General features: G+C 30.5%; 14 protein-coding genes. 11 read left to right on the top strand and 3 right to left on the bottom strand.

The genetic code is table 11. The annotated features are described in order from the left end of the window. Window positions 1–40: 40 nt before the first annotated feature. Window positions 41–1,426, top strand: coding sequence for an MmgE/PrpD family protein (locus GXK56_RS17165; protein ID WP_160689626.1), 1,386 nt, complete (start codon window positions 41–43; stop codon window positions 1,424–1,426). Window positions 1,427–1,471: 45 nt separating this feature from the next. On the opposite strand, the gene GXK56_RS17170 is transcribed toward GXK56_RS17165, so the two are convergent. Next, window positions 1,472–2,431 carry a LysR family transcriptional regulator gene (locus GXK56_RS17170; RefSeq protein WP_160689628.1) on the bottom strand — a complete coding sequence of 320 codons (960 nt, stop codon included), beginning with the start codon at window positions 2,429–2,431 and terminating at the stop codon, window positions 1,472–1,474. A 308-nt stretch (window positions 2,432–2,739) separates the two neighbouring features. Here GXK56_RS17170 and GXK56_RS17175 point away from each other — a divergent pair, with 308 nt between their 5' ends. The 6 genes from GXK56_RS17175 (at window position 2,740) to GXK56_RS17200 (ending at window position 10,033) form a co-directional block, all read left to right on the top strand. Further along, a complete protein-coding gene (locus tag GXK56_RS17175) occupies window positions 2,740–3,297 on the top strand; it encodes a DJ-1 family glyoxalase III (protein WP_160689630.1) in 558 nt (185 codons plus the stop codon). Window positions 3,298–3,307: 10 nt separating this feature from the next. Continuing rightward, window positions 3,308–3,859, top strand: coding sequence for a DJ-1 family glyoxalase III (locus tag GXK56_RS17180; protein ID WP_160689632.1), 552 nt, complete (start codon window positions 3,308–3,310; stop codon window positions 3,857–3,859). A 28-nt stretch (window positions 3,860–3,887) separates the two neighbouring features. Then, window positions 3,888–5,777, top strand: coding sequence for a beta-glucoside-specific PTS transporter subunit IIABC (locus tag GXK56_RS17185; protein WP_160689634.1), 1,890 nt, complete (start codon window positions 3,888–3,890; stop codon window positions 5,775–5,777). 12 nt (window positions 5,778–5,789) lie between these two features. Further along, the gene (locus GXK56_RS17190) at window positions 5,790–7,205 is read left to right on the top strand and encodes a 6-phospho-beta-glucosidase (RefSeq protein ID WP_160689636.1); all 1,416 of its coding nucleotides are present in this window, start codon (window positions 5,790–5,792) and stop codon (window positions 7,203–7,205) included. A 392-nt stretch (window positions 7,206–7,597) separates the two neighbouring features. Further along, on the top strand, window positions 7,598–8,704 hold the full coding sequence (locus GXK56_RS17195) for a Gfo/Idh/MocA family oxidoreductase (protein ID WP_160689638.1): 1,107 nt from the start codon (window positions 7,598–7,600) through the stop codon (window positions 8,702–8,704). Window positions 8,705–9,091: 387 nt separating this feature from the next. Beyond that, complete coding sequence (locus tag GXK56_RS17200; protein ID WP_160689640.1) at window positions 9,092–10,033, top strand: ROK family glucokinase; 942 nt, start codon at window positions 9,092–9,094, stop codon at window positions 10,031–10,033. Between the two features lie 144 nt (window positions 10,034–10,177). Here GXK56_RS17200 and GXK56_RS17205 read toward each other — a convergent pair whose 3' ends face one another. Further along, entirely contained in the window at window positions 10,178–10,600 is a 423-nt protein-coding gene (locus GXK56_RS17205) for a cytidine deaminase (protein ID WP_160689642.1), read from the bottom strand. A gap of 215 nt (window positions 10,601–10,815) precedes the next feature. Here GXK56_RS17205 and yeiL point away from each other — a divergent pair, with 215 nt between their 5' ends. The 4 genes from yeiL (at window position 10,816) to GXK56_RS17225 (ending at window position 17,513) form a co-directional block, all read left to right on the top strand. Next, window positions 10,816–11,481, top strand: coding sequence for a transcriptional regulator YeiL (gene yeiL, locus GXK56_RS17210; RefSeq protein ID WP_160689644.1), 666 nt, complete (start codon window positions 10,816–10,818; stop codon window positions 11,479–11,481). 432 nt (window positions 11,482–11,913) lie between these two features. Next, window positions 11,914–13,725 (top strand): beta-glucoside-specific PTS transporter subunit IIABC, encoded by a 1,812-nt coding sequence (locus tag GXK56_RS17215; protein WP_160689646.1) that lies wholly within the window; start codon window positions 11,914–11,916, stop codon window positions 13,723–13,725. Then, window positions 13,715–15,157 (top strand): glycoside hydrolase family 1 protein, encoded by a 1,443-nt coding sequence (locus GXK56_RS17220; RefSeq protein ID WP_160689648.1) that lies wholly within the window; start codon window positions 13,715–13,717, stop codon window positions 15,155–15,157. Before GXK56_RS17215 ends, GXK56_RS17220 begins: the two co-directional genes overlap by 11 nt. A 118-nt stretch (window positions 15,158–15,275) precedes the next feature. Beyond that, window positions 15,276–17,513 carry a helix-turn-helix domain-containing protein gene (locus GXK56_RS17225; RefSeq protein WP_160689650.1) on the top strand — a complete coding sequence of 746 codons (2,238 nt, stop codon included), beginning with the start codon at window positions 15,276–15,278 and terminating at the stop codon, window positions 17,511–17,513. 162 nt (window positions 17,514–17,675) lie between these two features. Here GXK56_RS17225 and GXK56_RS17230 read toward each other — a convergent pair whose 3' ends face one another. Next, entirely contained in the window at window positions 17,676–18,578 is a 903-nt protein-coding gene (locus GXK56_RS17230) for a LysR family transcriptional regulator (RefSeq protein ID WP_160689652.1), read from the bottom strand. Window positions 18,579–18,772 lie beyond the last annotated feature (194 nt).

The following is an 18,772-nucleotide window of genomic DNA, read 5'->3' on the forward strand; positions in this document are numbered from 1 at the left end:
ATTTAAGGAAAAAATAATGGAATGAGAAGGATAAAAGCTTATGGATTATTTAATTTATGGATTAGCAGATTATGTTGTAAATCTTAGGTATGAAGATTTATCAGAGAGAGCAATTGAGGTAGGAAAACAAGTAATATTGGATTCATATGGAAATATGGTTTTTGGTCGATATTGTGAAGCAAGTGAGCAAATAATGGAATATGCTAAATTAGCTGATATTCAAGTGAAAAATGAAGAACTTGTATCTTTAATAGGAGAGGAAGAAGTTTTAACTGGTTCTGATAATGCTGTTTTTGTACATGCAATGATGGCAAGATGTGCAGATTTAGATGATGGTTACAGGCATGCAATGGGGCACCCGGGTTCAGTATTGGTACCATTGCTACTTACCATGGCTCAATTATACAAGAAAGATGGTAAAGATATGATTACGGCTATTGTAGCGGCATATGATATATATGCTCGTTTGGGAGAAGCTATTAATCCTTTTATGTATCGTGAAAGAGGCTTCGATGCTACTGGGGTCTGTGGTGCTGTTGCAGCTGCAGCATTAATATCTAAAATTATTGGAGCAAACGCTGAAAAAACAAAAGATGCTATGGGAATTGCATCACTATTTACGGGAGGTTTAATTGAATATCAAAATGATGGAACATCTGGAAAGATAATGTGCAGTGGTTGGGCAGCATTAACTGGTATGAGGGCAGTAAGGCTTGCTTCTTGCGGATTTACAGGGCCTAATGCAGCACTAGAAGGAAAGTATGGATTTTTTCAAGCATTTAAGGGTACAAGCGGTTACTGTGATATGAGCCATGTGCTTAGCGATATTGGTAAAGATTTTAAGATTACTAAAATATATTTTAAACGACATGCTTGTCAGAGGGGGCTTCATGCAGTGCTAGATGCTATGCTGGATTTAAGAGAAAGTTATAATTTAAAGCCATCTATGATTAAATCAATAGATGTAAAGACATCTTCATTTGTTTACCGATTATCAAATCCTAATCCTACTACAGTAATTGGTGCCCAGGCGAGCACACAGTTTACTTCAGCAGTTGCATTGAAATATGGCCGTATGGATTCAGAAGAATTAGTATTTAAGAGCTTTAGTGATACTGAAATTAAAGAATTGGTTAAAAAGATTACAGTTATTAAGGATGAAGAAGTTGAAGAATATTTGGCAAACAATTCAACACATTTTTGTGCAGCAAAAGTCATCTTAGAAACTAATGATGGAAACGTTTATGAAAGATGGATTCCAGTTCCGTTAGGAGATATAGAAACACCATTTGGATGGGATATGCTGAAATTAAAATTTAATAATTTAGTTGAAGGAACTCCTTGTGAAAAAACAAAGGAAGAAAGATTTCAATTTTTGAAGCATCTTGAGAAAAATAATAATATGAATATGTTATTCAAATTATAAAAGCATTGAAGCGAATGAGTTATATTTATTCGCTTCAATGCTTTTCTACTTAGTAGTGGGAGAATAAGGACTGCAAAATTTTTTGACTATTTTTTTCAATTCATTAGTATAGGAAGGAAATTTTTTATTCTTATGATATATAAGAGCAAGTGGATTTTCAGCTGTAAAGTTTGCAATAGGAAAAACGTTGAGATAAGAGTTAGTATTATTAAAATGATTTAATTGGTTTATTCCTGATAAATACATGGTTAAACAAAAACTTGCTGCATAATCTTCGGCACATAAGAGATAATGTATATCCGGTTGAGTCAATTCGCTAATGCAATTTAAAGAAATCCCAAGCTCAGATAAATGTTTATCCAAGAGAATACGGGAATTGAAGTTTCTCTTATTAAGAACAAATGGAACTTCTTGAAATAAGCGTAAATCAACACCTTTGTCAAAAGTTTCTTTACATTTTGGATAGTTATTTGAAAAGTATTTTTTTAATAAGTTATCAGATATTACAATGTACATTTGCTCATTAAGGAGTATGTCATATTTTAAATTATGCGTTGTTATATTACTTATACCAGATAAGAATAAATCAAGGGAATTATCTAAAATCATTTCCTGCATTTTTGGTGAAGTGCCACGGTAAATATTTAATTCCACTTTTGGATAAAGATCATGAAATTCTTTTAATAATTTTGGAACTAATATGGAATAACGACCTTCAGTGATGCCAAAATTAATGATACCTGATTTTGATTCTTTTATATCTATAAGCTGATTTTCTAAATTTTGTTCTGCAAGCTCTATTTCACGGAGAGTATCTAACATGACTTTACCAGCAGGTGTTAATGCTATTTTAGGTTTTCTTTCAAAAAACGAAACACCATATTGTTCTTCTAATCCTTTAATATATTTACTTAAGCATTGATGAGAGATAAAGAGACGTTTGGCTGCATTTGATATATTCAATTCCTCTGATAGAACTAGGAAATATCTATAATTACTTATCATAAAATCACCTCTAAATATAATGGTGATGTCAGTTTAGCACAGGAAATATTTTAAGTAAAGTGTGATTTTATCATAGGACAAGAAATAATGAATCAGTAAGCTTATTTATTTTTATTATTAGTCTTTCTCATATATTTTTTATGAGTAATAGCTAAATTAGGATGAAAAAAATCATAGTTTTTTATGCAACTAAACATTACATATATGAAATATTTATGTGCTTTCCGGTTGCGTATGTGTATGCTAAACTATGACTATACTAAGTGAAAAGCATTTAACCAGATTAAAATAAATAGGAGGATGTGAATATGAGTAAAGTTGCAGTTATGTTAGCAGAAGGGTTTGAAGAAGGAGAGGCATTAACTATTGTTGATATTATAAGAAGGGCCAATATTGAGTGCCACATGATCAGTATAGCAGAAGAAAAAGTTTCCGGTTGTCATGATATTGTTGTTAAAGCAGATGCAATTATTAGCGATGATGTAAAGGAATACGATATGATTGTACTTCCAGGAGGATTACCAGGAGCCACAAATTTAAGAGATGATGATAAAGTGATTAAGCTTTTGAAAGAAATGAATAATGCAGTTAAGTTTGTATGTGCTATGTGTGCAGCACCAATTGCTTTAGGAAAAGCAGGTGTATTAGAAGGTAAAAATTTCACAGCATATGCAGGTTATGATGAAAAGATAGAAACAACAGGTACATTTAAAGAAGATAGTGTTGTGGTGGATGGTAATTTAATTACTAGTCGTGGGCCAGCAACTGCTTACGCTTTTGCTTATAAATTAGTGGATGTACTTGGCGGAGATAGTTTAGCAGTTAAAAATCGTATGGTTTATTTTAATGCATTTAATGCAGAATAGGACGAAGATTATGAGTAAAATAGCAGTTTTAATGGCAGAAGGTTATGAAGAGGGTGAAACATTAACTATAGTAGATATATTAAGAAGAGCAGGACTTACTTGCCATACATTCTATTTTGGAGATAAGCTGGTAAAAGGAATGCATGGAATATATGTTGAAGGAGACAAAGCTTTTGGTGAAGAAGTAAAAGAATATGATATGGTTGTTTTACCAGGAGGACGCCCAGGTGGACAAAATTTAAAAGAAAATCCAGAAGTTATAAAAATGGTGCAATATTTCAATGATAACAATAAATATATAGGTGCAATGTGCTCTGGTACTGTAGTATTATCTGATGCAAAGGTAATCGAAGGCAAAAAGGTAACTGGATATACTGGATATGCAGAAAAACTTATTGGAGGAATTTTTATAAATGAAGTGGTTGTAGCAGATAAAAATATTGTTACAAGTCAAGGACCCGCTACACCATATCCATTTGCATATAAGATTGCAGAGGTATTTGGAAAAGATACATCAGTTTTACGTGAGAGAATGTTATACAATTTTGCTGGTGGAAAATAATTAACGTAAGTAAAAAGGGGGATGAATAATGAAGAATGAAGATTTAGCAAAGCAAATATTGGACATAGTCGGAAAAAGCAATATAACTTATGTAACTCACTGTGCTACAAGATTAAGGTTTAATGTTAAGAATGAAGAATCTGTTAATTTAAAAGCACTTGATAGGCTAGAAGGAGTTTTAAAATCACAATTTAAAAGTGGTCAGTTGCAGATTATCATAGGTGCAAAAGTAAAAGGAGTATTTGATGCTGTAAGTGAAATGGTTGACTTAGATCAAGGCAACATAGAAGTTAAGGGCGTACAAATTAAAAAAAATCCTGTGGCGAGGGTTGTAGAAACCATCTCAGGTGTATTTGGACCAGTTATTCCTGTATTAATAGGTTGTGGTATGATAAAGTCATTGCTTGCGATTATGACAACTACTAAACTTATTGCTACAACTAGTGGAGCTTATCAAGTATTTAATTTAATTAGTGATTTGATATTTTATTTCTTTCCTTTCTTCCTTGCAGTAAGTGCAGCAAAGAAATTCAAAACAAGTGAATTTTTAGCTGTTGCCTTAGCAGGGGTATATATGTATCCTACAATTATGAATGGAGCAGATACTGCTGCAAAGACAGGGATTACAAGCTTAAGTTTTTTTGGATTACCTGTTCTTCTTGTGAACTATAAGACAACAATTATTCCAATTATTATATCTGTATGGGTAATGAGTTATGTATATAGATATATTGATAAATTAATTCCAGATATGTTTAAGGTATTATTTGTTCCTATGCTTGTATTGTTTATTATGGTTCCACTTGAATTAATTGCTATTGGACCTTTTGGAACATATATTGGTACTACTGTAGCAAAAGTTGTAACATATTTATATACTGCTAATGGTGTAATTGGTTCATTTTTATTTGGTACATTTAGACCAGTATTAATTATATTTGGTATGCATTATGCAATTACGCCAATAAACAGTCAGCTTATAGCAGAGTATGGTTATTCTGTAATATCACCAGCAAATTTAACTGGAAACTTAGCTCAAGCTGGAGCATGTCTTTCAGTATTCTTCTTATTGAAAAACAAAGCTAACAAGTCAGGTGCATTAACTAGTGGAGTGACAGCATTATTTGGAATTACAGAACCAGCTATATTCGGATTTAACTTGAAGTATAAAAAGCCATTTATATGTGCTATGGTTGCAGGCGGTATTGGAGCTGCTTACATAAACTTCTGGGGCGGTGGAGCAACTGCTTTGATTTTACCAGGATTATTAGCACTACCAACATATATTGCAAGTAGTTATGTTCATATTTTAATTGGTGTTGGAATAAGTATGGCTTTAGCATTTATTGGAGTTCTAATTATTGGTATAGGTGAAGAAGATATACCAGAAAATATACAAAAAAGCAGCGGTACAGAAGCTGAAGAAAAAAATTCAACTAGCAAAGTAAACGATTTAACAGGAACGATTACTATTAATTCACCTATGAATGGAATTGTAAAAGATTTATCAGAAGTAAACGATCCTATGTTTTCAGAAAAAGTGTTAGGTAATGGCGCTGCAATTGAATCAAAAGATGGAAAAGTTTATGCTCCATTTGATGGAACTGTAATATCATTATTCCCAACTCGTCATGCTATAGGTTTACAGTCGAATGAGGGGATTGAAATGTTAATTCACATAGGACTAGATACCGTGAAATTAGAGGGCAAACATTTTACAGCACATGTAGAGCAAGATCAAATAGTAAAAAAAGGAGATCTACTTATTGAGTTTGATAAAGAAGAAATTAAAGCAGCAGGATATGATACTATAGTTCCAGTTATTATTACTAATACAGCTGCATTTAAGAGTGTAGAACCACTAGAAATTAATAAAGTAATAAATAATGAGCAGGCAATAATAACTATTGAAGCCTAAAAGGAGGTACTCATGAGTAAATTACCAGAGAATTTTTTATGGGGAGGTGCTGTTGCAGCTAATCAAGTTGAAGGCGGATGGAATAAGGGCGGAAAGGGCATAAGTGTTAGCGATGTAATGACTGCAGGTGCCCATGGAGTAGAAAGAGAAATCACTGATGGAATTGTAAATGGGGTATACTATCCGAATCATGAAGCAAGTGATTTTTATTCTAGATACAAAGAAGATATAGCTTTGTTCCATGAAATGGGCTTTAAATGTTTTAGAACTAGCATTGCCTGGACAAGAATCTTTCCAAATGGAGATGAAAGTGAACCAAATGAGGAAGGTCTTAAATTCTACGATGATATGTTTAACACTTGTCTTAAATATGGAATTCAGCCAGTAATAACAATATCTCATTTTGAAATGCCTTATAATTTAGTTATAAAATACGGTGGATGGAGAAATAGAAGATTAATTGATTTCTATCTTAATTATTGCAAAACTATATTTACTCGATACAAGGATAAAGTTAAGTATTGGATGACCTTTAATGAAATAAATATGATTGTTAGAAAGCCTTGGAAACCTGGTGGAATAAAATTTGCCCAAGGAGAAAATAAGCTACAAACGGAATATCAAGCAGCTCATTATATGCTGGTAGCTAGTGCAAAGGCAGTAAAACTTGGTAGGGAGATTAATCCAGAATTTGTTATAGGTGCAATGTTTCTTCATCCAACATCATATGCTGCAACTTGCGATCCACAAGATGTGCTTGCACATGTAAAGAAGCTTCAACAGGCATATATGTTCTTAGATGTTCATGTAAGAGGAAAGTATCCTAATTCTTATTACAAATTTTTAGAAAAAAATCAGTTAGTAATTGAAACTTTGTCAGAAGATGAAATCATACTTAAAGAAGGCACAGTTGATTTTATAGGTTTTAGCTATTATTCCAGCTCGGTGGCAATCGCTAGTCCAACAGATCAGAATAAGAGTGAGGGAAATGAAATCAGTGGATACAAAAATCCGCTTTTGCCAGCTAGTGAATGGGGATGGCAGATAGATCCAGTAGGGCTTCGTATTACCTTAAATTGGCTATATGACAGGTATCAAGTTCCACTATTTATTGTGGAAAATGGATTGGGAGCAGTAGATAAGGTTGAAGAAGATGGTAGAATTCATGATATTTATCGAATTGATTATTTCAGAAGACATGTAGAAGAAATTAAAAAGGCTGTATTAGAAGATGGAGTAGAACTGATGGGATACACTCCATGGGGGTGTATAGATCTTGTCAGTGCTGGAACAGGTGAAATGAAAAAGAGATATGGCTTTATCTATGTAGACAAAGATAATGATGGTAATGGAACCTTAGAACGATATAAAAAGGACTCTTTCTATTGGTACAAAGAATGCATAAGAAGTAATGGTGAAAATATTTAATTTACAGTTCTATTAGAATTTAAATAAATACGTTTTGTGCAAATTAAAAAAGATTATATAGAATGTAAAAAAACTATTTTATTTTTAGAAAATCTAAAAGTAAAATAGTTTTTTGATTTATAAATACATGTGAGTAGATTAATATTTTTAATCAATTTATTAATATTTTTTTTATTAAATCAAAAAAAATATTATTTTAACAAGATTATAGATAAAAATGAACAATTAAAAGAATGCGTTTACAAAGGTTAAAAAGGTACAATAAAGATGTCTTAAGGGACAGAAATTATATAAAAAAAGATTAATTATTTTATAGATAATAATTAAATCAAAATAAATCAATAAACTAAACACTATGATTACTATAAATTAAAAAAGAGAGGTAGATAACAATGAAAAAATTAAAAATTGGTTTTATCGGTTGTGGTGGAATTGCAAATGGAAAGCATTTTCCTGCATTAGCAAAGTTAACAAATAAGGTTGAATTAGTTGCATTTTGTGACATTATTGAAGAAAGAGCTATAGAAGCTTCAAAAAAATATGGAACACCTGATGCTAAAGTTTATACTGATTATAAAGAGTTAATCAAAGATGAAAGCATTGATGTTATTCACGTATTAACTCCCAATGTATCACACTCAGAAATTACAGTTGCTTCTTTAGAAGCTGGAAAACATGTAATGTGTGAAAAGCCAATGGCAATTAACAGTGCTGAAGCACAATTAATGTTAGATGCTGCTAAGAGAACAGGAAAGAAATTAACTATAGGATATCAAAATCGTTTCCGTTCTGATTCACTTGAAACAAAAGAAGCTTGTGCAAATGGTGAATTAGGTGATATATACATGGCAAAAGCTCATGCTATAAGACGTAGAGGAGTTCCTACATGGGGAGTATTCCCGGATAAATCTAAGCAAGGTGGAGGTCCATTAATCGATATCGGAACTCATGCTTTAGACTTAACATTATGGTTTATGGATAACTACAAACCAAAAACTGTATTTGGATCAGTTTATCAAAAATTAGGAACATTAGAACATGGACCAGAAGGTAACATGTTTGGACCATGGGATCCAAAAACTTATGAAGTAGAAGATTCAGCTTTTGGATTCATTAAGATGGAAAATGGTGCAACTATATACTTAGAAGCTGCTTGGGCATTAAACATGATTAATCCAAAAGAAGCTCAAGTAACATTATGTGGAACAGATGCTGGGGCTGAAATGTTTGGATTAGCTTTTGCTGACCAAGGATATACTATATTTAATAAAGCTGCTCATGGTAAATTAGTTCAAACTCAACCTTCAGATGCAGGCGGAGTATTTGGATTTGAAGGAGCAGGTAACTTAGAACAACGTGATGCAGAAGCTATTCAATGGATAGATGCTATCTTAAATGATACAGAACCATTAGTTAAACCTGAACAAGCATTTGTAGTAACACAAATATTAGAAGCAATCTATAAATCAGCTGAAACTGGTAAGCCAGTAGAACTATAATAAGAAGCCATCTCATAATAACTTTTATCTAATTTTTTATATAAAGTGAAACTTAATTCAGGTGGGGGTGATCCCCATCTGAATCTTAGTTGAACTTATCCAGGAGCGTGCAGCCGTCATCTCCAACTTAAAGAAGAGGGAGTATTACGGATGCTAGCTATCGGATAAACTCACGAGAGCTGGGGAATGTTATATTCCTCAGTTCTTCTTATATAGAATTGTAGTTTTGGTGATAGTTACCAATTTATCGTGTAGGTTTACCTCTTATCTTTTAACAACTAGACAATTTATAACTTATGAGTTTAATCAAATAGAACCTAATATATAATTAATTTAAAATAACAAATGTTTACTAAAATATGAAGAAGAAAAAAGGAGAAAAAATAAATGAGAAATTACGGATTTGGAATAGATATAGGTGGAACTACAATAAAAATGGGAATATTCAAAGTAGATGGAACCTTATTAGATAAGTGGGAAGTTGTAACTAGAAAAGAGAAGAATGGAAAATATATTTTAGAGGATATTTCCAAGGAAATAAAAGCTAAGATGAAGGAAAAAGGAATTCATAGAAATGATATTGCTGGTGTAGGTCTTGGAGTTCCAGGGCCAGTTAGTAGTGATGGAACTGTTTTAAAATGTGTTAACCTTGGATGGGGAATTTTTAATGTAGAGGAAACTTTAAGTGAAATGATTGATATTCCAGTGAAAGCAGGAAATGACGCTAATGTTGCAGCCCTTGGGGAAATGTGGCAAGGTGGAGGAAAAGGCTATAAAAATGTAGTAATGGTGACGCTTGGAACAGGTGTTGGCGGTGGAATTATTATAGATGGAAATGTAATTTCAGGAACAAATGGTGCAGGTGGAGAAATTGGTCATATTAAAGTTGTTAAAAATGAAACTGAAATTTGTGGATGTGGAAAGACAGGCTGTTTAGAGCAATATGCATCTGCTACAGGAATTGTAAAAGAAGCGCAAAAACTTTTAAGCAGTAAAGAAAGACCTTCTTCATTAAGAAATTCCAGTGAAATTACCGCAAAATTAATATTTGATGCAGCAAAAGAAGGCGATGAGCTAGCTAACATATTAGTTGAAGATTTAGGTGAAAAATTGGGTGGTGCACTTGCTAATGTTTCTTGTGTATGTGATCCAGAAGTTTTTGTAATTGGTGGAGGAGTATCAAAGGCAGGAATGATTCTTATAAATGTTATAAGAAAGCACTTTATTGAAAAAGCTTTCCATGCATGTGAGGGTACAAAATTTGAACTTGCAAAGCTTGGAAATGATGCAGGGATTTACGGTGGAGTAAAATTAGTATTAGAAGTGTAAAAGCATTAAAAAAATATCGTTAAATTTAATTTGAACTGCTTCCTGTCTACTTGATAGGGAGCAGTTCAATTCTCAATAATACGATATTTTAAAGGATATATATTTTTATAATCATTATACAGGAATATTTTAATATAAGTAATTTTATTTTAGGTTTTTCGGAGTAAATGCTAATGGAAGGAGTTCCTCTAATGTATGCTCTAAGTACTCTTCTGTGCTTTTGGCAATAATTACTTTAAAAGTTTGTAAATCACAGAATTCTGCCATAACTTGCCTGCATACTGCACAAGGTGCACAGAAGTCTCCATCTCCAGGTTTTACTCCAGCTTTATTTCCTACGACTGCTATAGCTATAAAATCTTTATGTCCTTCAGAAATCGCTTTAAAGAAAGCAGTTCTTTCTGCGCAGTTTGTTGGGGTAAATGCGGCATTTTCTATATTACATCCTTGATATATTGTTCCATCAGCACAAAGTAGGGCTGCGCCTACATTAAAATTAGAGTATGGAGTATAACAGAACTTTTGAGCTTCAAATGATTTTTCTATTAATATTTTTTTATCGATCATAGTTTATTTCAATCCCTTCATTAATATTCCCAATACATTGTTAAAATTTTAGGGCGATTTAGTATAGTATTGTTATTCAAAGTGGTAAATATATATACTAAAAAGCTTGAAATTATCTATCCAATATTTCACTCAGCCATTCGTATTGGTTAATTGTATTATAGCAAAACATATTATACAATAATATGAGAAATCTCATATAGTTGGAGGTAACCATGGAGCGAATTACATCTTTGGAGCAAATCAAGAATACTGCCGAAGGTTCAGGTTTTTTCAATTACTTTTCTACAGAAATTATCCCATTTGCCCAATTACATCGTTTTGAACCGCATGAATTTATATTATGTGAAGGTCAGATTCCTGATTTTTTTTATTTTATGGTAGAAGGTCAAGCAAAGGTTTATATCACGTTAAATGATGGCAGGCTGTCCTTAGTAAATTTTTTGCATGCAGAATGTTTTATAGGTGAAATGGAGCTTCTTAAGGCTCAAAGGGATGCTATTGGAGTGCAGGCATTAACTACAGTAACCTGTATTGCCATGCCAATAAAGCAAATCAGTGAAATGTTATTAAGTGATTCAATATTTTTGAGGGAACTTTGCATATATCTTAGTAAAAAAGCTGTTGATAGCTCGCTTAAATACACATACAATATGGCATATCCTCTAGAGAACCGCCTTGCTCGATTTATCAAACTCACAGCTCATGAAGGTATCTATTCTGAAAAGCATGTCGAGGCTGCTGAATATCTTGCTGTGACTTACCGCCATCTTTTGTATGTTATGGCAGACTTTATAAAGAAAGGAATGCTAGAAAAAACTATATCTGGATACAAAATTTTGAATGAAAAAGCACTAAACGATCTTGCATACCCAAACTAAACAATAGTTTTATACCAGAAAAAACTGTCACGCTAAAATAATTAGTATGGCAGTTTTTGTAGTTAGGTACAATAAAAATAACATTATATTAATGATTTGATTGAATTTTTTACATATATAAAAAATTTTGATGAATTTAACAATATTAACATCCAAATTCCTTGGGGATGGAATAGATATTGATCCAGAAGAAGGATTTATTAAGTATATTATTAGTGGTTAAGATAATATTAGAAGTAACTCCAAATTCTTTGTGATTAATAATTAAGTGTCAATTATTAATTGTAAATAATTACACATAATCTACTATGCTAAGTTTTAATGAATTAATAGTTAATAATATAGAAGAGAATAAATTTAATTTCCTGCATAATAATATTAAAGTTAAAAAGCGCTTTTAATCTTATAATTTTAAGATAAGGGGATATGAAGATGAATTATTCTAAAGTTGCAAGTACAATATTAGAAAAAGTTGGTGGAAAAGAAAATATTAAAAAAGTAACTCATTGTGTTACAAGATTAAGATTTGAATTAGTTGATGAGTCAAAAGCTGACACAGCAGCAATTGAAGCATTGCAAGAAGTAATATCAGTAAATACAGGAAGTGGTCAATATCAAGTAATTATAGGACAGTCAGTAGGTGATGTTTATAAAGAAGTTATTAAATTAACAGGTGAAAAAGAACTAACAAGTAATTCTTCTATAGCTAAAAAGAAAACTATTAAAGATTATAGTAACAGTATTTTAGATATATTAATTAGTTGTTTTGCTCCTATTATTCCTGCTTTAGCTGGATGTGGAATGATTAAGGTATTATTATCAATTTTAACAACAGCAGGGATGCTAAATTCAGCATCAACTACATATAAAACTCTATATATTTTATCAGATACTGTACTTTATTTCTTACCTATATTTGTGGCGTATACAGCTGCGAAAAAATTCGAGGTTCAAATATCTTTAGCATTAGTAATTGCAGCTTCATTATTTTACCCTAAGTGGGCAGAAATTGGAGCAGCGGGTTCTACTAGTAGTTTATTTGGAGTTAATTTTACGATCTTTGACTATAGTTCACAAGCAATTACTGTTATGTTAGCTATTGCAATTATGAAATATGTAGAAAAGCTTGCAGAGAAGGTAAGTCCAGATATATTCAAAGCATTTTTACAACCAATGCTTACATTATTGATCACTTTTCCAATTGTACTATTTATAGTTGGTCCGATTGGACAAGTAATAGGAATCTTCTTTAACGGATTTGCTACTTTAATGCAAAGTTGGGGTTGGTTTGCAGTTGGAATTAACGCAGCACTTTTCCCGTTGATGGTATTAACAGGCGCACATAATGCTACAATTCCTTTGATTGTTCAAATGTTTGCAACTCAAGGCTTTGATAATGTATTTATTGTTGGTGGATTAGCAGCGAATATTGCTCAAGCTGGTGCTGCAGCAGCTGTTGCATTTAAGACAAAGAATAAAGGCTTAAAAGGTACAGCTATTTCAGGAGCTACTTCAGCATTATTCGGAATTACAGAACCTGCATTATATGGAGTTAACTTAAGACTTAAAAAACCACTTATTTGTGTAATAATTGCTTCATTTATAGTTGGATGTTTTGAAGGATTAGTAAAAGTGACAGCTTATAGTTTTGTTGGACCAAGTATTGCATCTTTACCAATTTTCATAGGTGAGAGAAGTTCATTTATATGGGTAATAGTAACAGTGATTTTAGCATTTGCAGTAACCTTTGCATTAACTTATATAGTTGGATTTAAGGATCTTGATAGTGGTGAATTAAAAGAAGTTTCAGCTCCATTGAAAGGTAAAGTAATTCCTTTAAAAGATGTTAAAGATCCAGCTTTTTCAGGCGAAGCAATGGGAAAAGGCTGTGCAATTATTCCTGAAAAAGGAGAGATAATAGCACCATTTGATGGAGAGATAGCAGCACTATTTCCTACAAATCATGCTATTGGAATTAAAAGAAATGATGGTTTAGAATTATTAATCCATGTAGGATTAAATACAGTTGAATTGAATGGTAAATATTTTTCTGCTAAAGTATCTGTTGGAAGCATAGTTAAAAAAGGTGATATTTTAGTTAAGTTTGATATAGATAAAATTAAAGAAGCTGGTTACGATTTAACAACACCAGTAATAATTACTAATTCTGATAACTTTAATGAAATTTCAGCTACAGATAAATTAACAGTAAAAGAAGGAGAGGTTATATTGAATGTCGAATAGGGATATTTTCAAAGATGATTTTCTTTGGGGTGCATCTACAGCTGCTAATCAAGTTGAAGGAGCATGGAATGAAGATGGAAAAGGCATTAGTGTAGCTGATATTCTTGCAACTGACTTTAACTCTGGCATGCGTAAAGAAACTGATGAAGTAATAGATGGTGAATATTATTCTTCACACAAAGCTAGTGATTTCTATCATAGATTTAAAGATGATATAAAATTAATGGCTGATATGGGGTTAAAAGGTTATCGTATGTCAATTGGATGGACTAGAATTTATCCAAATGGAGATGATGCTGAACCAAATGAAGCAGGGTTAAAATTTTATGATGATTTATTTGATGAATTAGCTAGATATGGAATAGAACCAATTGTTACTATTTCCCATTATGAACCACCATTAAATTTAGCTAAAAAAGGTGGATGGTCAAATCGTGAAATGATTGATCATTATTTAAAATATTGTGATACTATATTTAAGCGTTATAAAGAAAAAGTTAAGTATTGGATTACATTTAATGAGATTAACTGCCTACTAGTGCCATTTGGTATTATGACAGCTGGAGGAGTTTATATGCGTATGAATTCTTCAGAAAATACTTTACAGTTGAGATATCAATGTTTACATCATCAATTTGTAGCAAGTGCAAAAGCAGTTAGATTAGCACATGAAATTATTCCAGAAGCTAAAGTTGGTCTAATGATTGCAGCTATGTGTAATTATCCATTAACTTGTAACCCCAAAGATGTGTTTGCCGCAAAGCAACAAGAACAAATTATGAATATGTACTGTTCTGATATTATGATTAGAGGATATTATCCTAGTTATTCACAAAGATACTTTGATGACAATAATATTGTTTTGGATATTAAAGAAGAGGATTATGAAATTTTAAAAGAAGGCACCGTTGATTTCTACTCGTGCAGTTACTATATGACTAGTTGTGTTAGTGGGAATAATGAGGGAGAAGCTGCGGGAGCAGGTAAAGCAGCAGGAAATTTAATTTCAGGATTAAAGAATAAATATTTAGAAGCCTCTGAATGGGGATGGCAAATAGATCCTCTTGGACTTAGATATTTCTTAAATAATATTTATGATAGATATCAAATACCAATTATGATAGTTGAAAATGGACTAGGAGCACGTGATGTAGTTGAAAATGGACAAATTAACGATGACTACAGAATTAATTACCTTAGAGAGCATGTTAAAATAATAAAAGAAGCTATTATAGATGGTGTTGAACTAATTGGTTACATGCCTTGGAGTGCTATAGATTTAGTGGGATTATCTACAGGTAGTTTAGAAAAAAGATATGGTTTTATCTACGTAGATGCTAATGATCACGGGGAAGGAACTTATAATCGTATTCCTAAAAAATCATATTATTGGTATAAGAATGTTATAGGAACAGTTTATGTAAATGATTAGATTTAATTAATTGACTTATATTTTTTAAATAAGTATAATCTTAAAATAAAGTGCAGAATTATTATTAGCTACATTGTATCAATTATTAACGTTATTATTTTTGTGTTGAGGAATAAATATGAAAAATAAATTAGTGAACTATAAGTTTTTTAAGAATGAGAGTATAACTAAATCTAGTAGAGATATTGAGATAGTATATTGTTTAGAGGGTAAGATTAATATTAAAGTAGATGGATTAGAATATATTTTAAATAACGATGATGTTATAGTAATAAATTCTATGAAAAATTATGTTATATCTGATGTTAATCAAGCAATATATGTTATATTAACAATAGATTATTATGAACTGAGAAAATTAATTAATGATACAAATAAAATTTTTGTATGTAACTCAATTATAGAAGATAACGAAAATTATGCTGATTTAAAAAATATTATTAAGAAAATACTTAATTGCCATTTTGATGATAGTGAATACAGGAATATGTATTATCTAAGATATAGTAGTGATTTAGTTATATATTTACTAAATAATTTTGCTAATACTGCCATATCATTTAGTGATGATGATAAGAGAATGATCGAAATAACTGATTATATAGAAAGTAATTATAAATATAGCATTAAATTAGAGGAGGTTGCCAATTCATTATATTTGTCACCACAATACTTTGCTAAATATTTTAAAGAAAAAACTGGTACTACATTTTTAAAATATTTAAATAATGTTCGCTTGAATCACGCATTAAATGATTTAAATAATCCCAAAAACACTATAACTAAGGTTGCATTGGATAATGGGTTTCCTAATATTACATCGTTTACTAAGGTATTTTATGAAAAATATAATATTAATCCAACTAAATATCGTAAAAAACTAGAAAATAGAGATGCTAATAGCAAAATGGAGATTGCTGATTATGAAATTAAGAAGAGTTTGGTTAATATTAATAATGAAAAACAAGTTGTTTTTGATAAGGAAATAAATATAGATCCTAATCAGTTATTAGAATATAATCGTTATTGGGCTAAAGTAGTTAATTTTGGGTTAACTAAAGATTTGTTAAATGAAAAGATATGTAATCAACTAAAATTACTTAAGGAAGAATTAAAATTTGAGAATGCTAGAGTTATTATAAATTTTGAGGATACTGAATTTTATGAATTACAAAATGCTTTGGATTTTTTAATGGAATTAAGGATTGGAATATGGTTGGTGTTAGATTTAAACAATCATTATGATAAAGAAATTGTTTATTTATTTAAAAGTTTATTAAACTTTTTAGTAAATAGGTATGGTACACAAGTTCAAAATATGACTTTTGAATTATTGTATAACGGAACTAACTATTATGAATATGCACAGATATATAAGAATATTGAACAAATATTAGCAGATTATAATGTAGGAAAAAAACTAACAGGACCAGGTTTATTTTTAGATCAGGATGGTTTGAATTTAAAAGAGTATTTTAAAGCGATGCTTAAAAATAATATTGAACTACAATATTTAACACTTTCAATTACTCCGTATACGTTTAGAAAAATCGATGATAAAGAATCTATTAGTAAAGTTACGGATACCAATTATATATTAAGTCAATATAATTTAGTAACTGAAATTATGTCTAATATGAATTTAAATTTAAAAATATATTTTACTCAATGGGAAGAATTTCAAGGTAAAAATAATATTTTAAACGATTCCTGCTATAGAGGAGCCAACATTGTAAGAAATATAATTGAATGTTTTAATAAAGTTGAAGGCTTGAGTTTGATTACCCCATTAGATTTATTGTCAAGAATAAGTGGTAATGGGATAGTTGAAGGCTTAACAGGTATAATATGTGGCAAGGGAATGAAAAAGCCTGCTTATTATGCTTATAATTTCTTTAATAAAACAGATAAATATTATGTAACAAGTGATGATAATTGTTTTGTAAGTGCATCAGGTAATCGTAGTTTTCAGATTGTTTGTCATAATTGTAAGAAATTAAACTATAAGTATTATACTAAAAGTTCAAAAGAATTATCATTGGATAACATGTATGAGTATTATGATGATGATGAAAAACTAAATATTACATTTAAGATTAGTAATATACCAAACAGTAAATACTTAATTAAAACTAGAACCATTAATAAAAATATAGGTAGTATACAAGATGAATGGAAGAGAATGGGATATAAGGATACTTCAAATGTAGGTCCAGAAGAAATAAAATATTTAAATAGTTTTTCAATACCACAAATTAGAGCAGAGGTAGTTAGTGTTAATAATAATAATTTAGTTTATAAATGTAAATTAGAACCTAATGAAATAAAACATATTCATATAGTGTATTTGCATTAGAAAAGCCCTATATGAATATAGGCAGAATAAAAATAACTACATAAAATAGCTTCAAGGTTTAAGTTAACCTTGAAGCTATTTTATGTTTGGAAATTAATTTGAACAAATTTGTTATGTAAAGATTTATTCAAAAAGTTATCATTAATAGAGTTAAATAATATGTTAGATAGAATTAGGGTTTCGATTTAAAAGCTCTGTTTTAAAAAAATTCAATTCTATTTTAGTATTGTTTGATCTCCAGGCTGCAAAAATATCTGAATCTTTTTGAGGGTTATCATATTCATATAAACGAATTTTTTTATCAAGAGTTATTTTATTATTACATATGGTAACACCCTCACCATTTTTAACTGCAAGAATTAATGAATTCATATTTTTTGTGTGTTTTATTATATTTGGAGAAAAACCGTGTATTCTGCAAGTGTTCTTTACTCTTTCAATTCCATTAGCTGATTCTTCAGGAGAAATTACAATAAAAGGTTGGTCAGCTAAGTCTTTTAATGTAACATTATCTAATTTAGATAATGGATTAGAAGTAGGGACTGCAATGGCCATTTGTGTTTCCTGAAAGTGACTAGACTCAACATCTTTATAAGCTGCTAATTCAAAATAAGGTATAAATACTATATCCAATGCTTTAGAATTGAATTTATCGCGTAAGTCTTTAAAACCATAGGTTTCTAAATTAACAGTTATATTTGGATATTTTTCATGAAACAATTCTACTAATTCAAGTATAGCTTCATCACTATGAAAAGTTTCAATATTACCAATATTCAATGAACCTGTATATGTATTGCTTAATAATTTAGCATTGGAAATAGATTCATTGAAATTTTCTTCTAAAATGCTCCACTCTTTGAAAAGTGAGTAACCACTAGGTGTTAGTGATACAGATTGATTATTGCGAGTAAAAAGAGATAAGCCTAATTCCAGTTCTAATATACGAATTTGTTTACTTAGAGCAGGTTGTGATATATAAAGTAATTTTGAGGCTTCAGTGAAATTCAGGACTTCAGCCAATATGAGAAAGTAACGAATTTGTTGAAAAGAAATTCTATACATAGATGCGCTCCTTTATCTATTTATGACAAATTAACCAAGGAATTGCCTTGATATTATTACAAATAACATAATTTTATTATACACTAAGGATATTTATATTGAACAGTTAAATTATTAACAGGTTTTATTATAACTAAAAGTTATGATTAACTATTCTTTTTTTCTATTAGACCATGTATACGTTTCAAAGTTAT

Origin of the sequence: Clostridium sp. C2-6-12, assembly GCF_009928485.1 — a bacterium.
Classification (GTDB): Bacteria; Bacillota; Clostridia; order Clostridiales; family Clostridiaceae; genus Clostridium.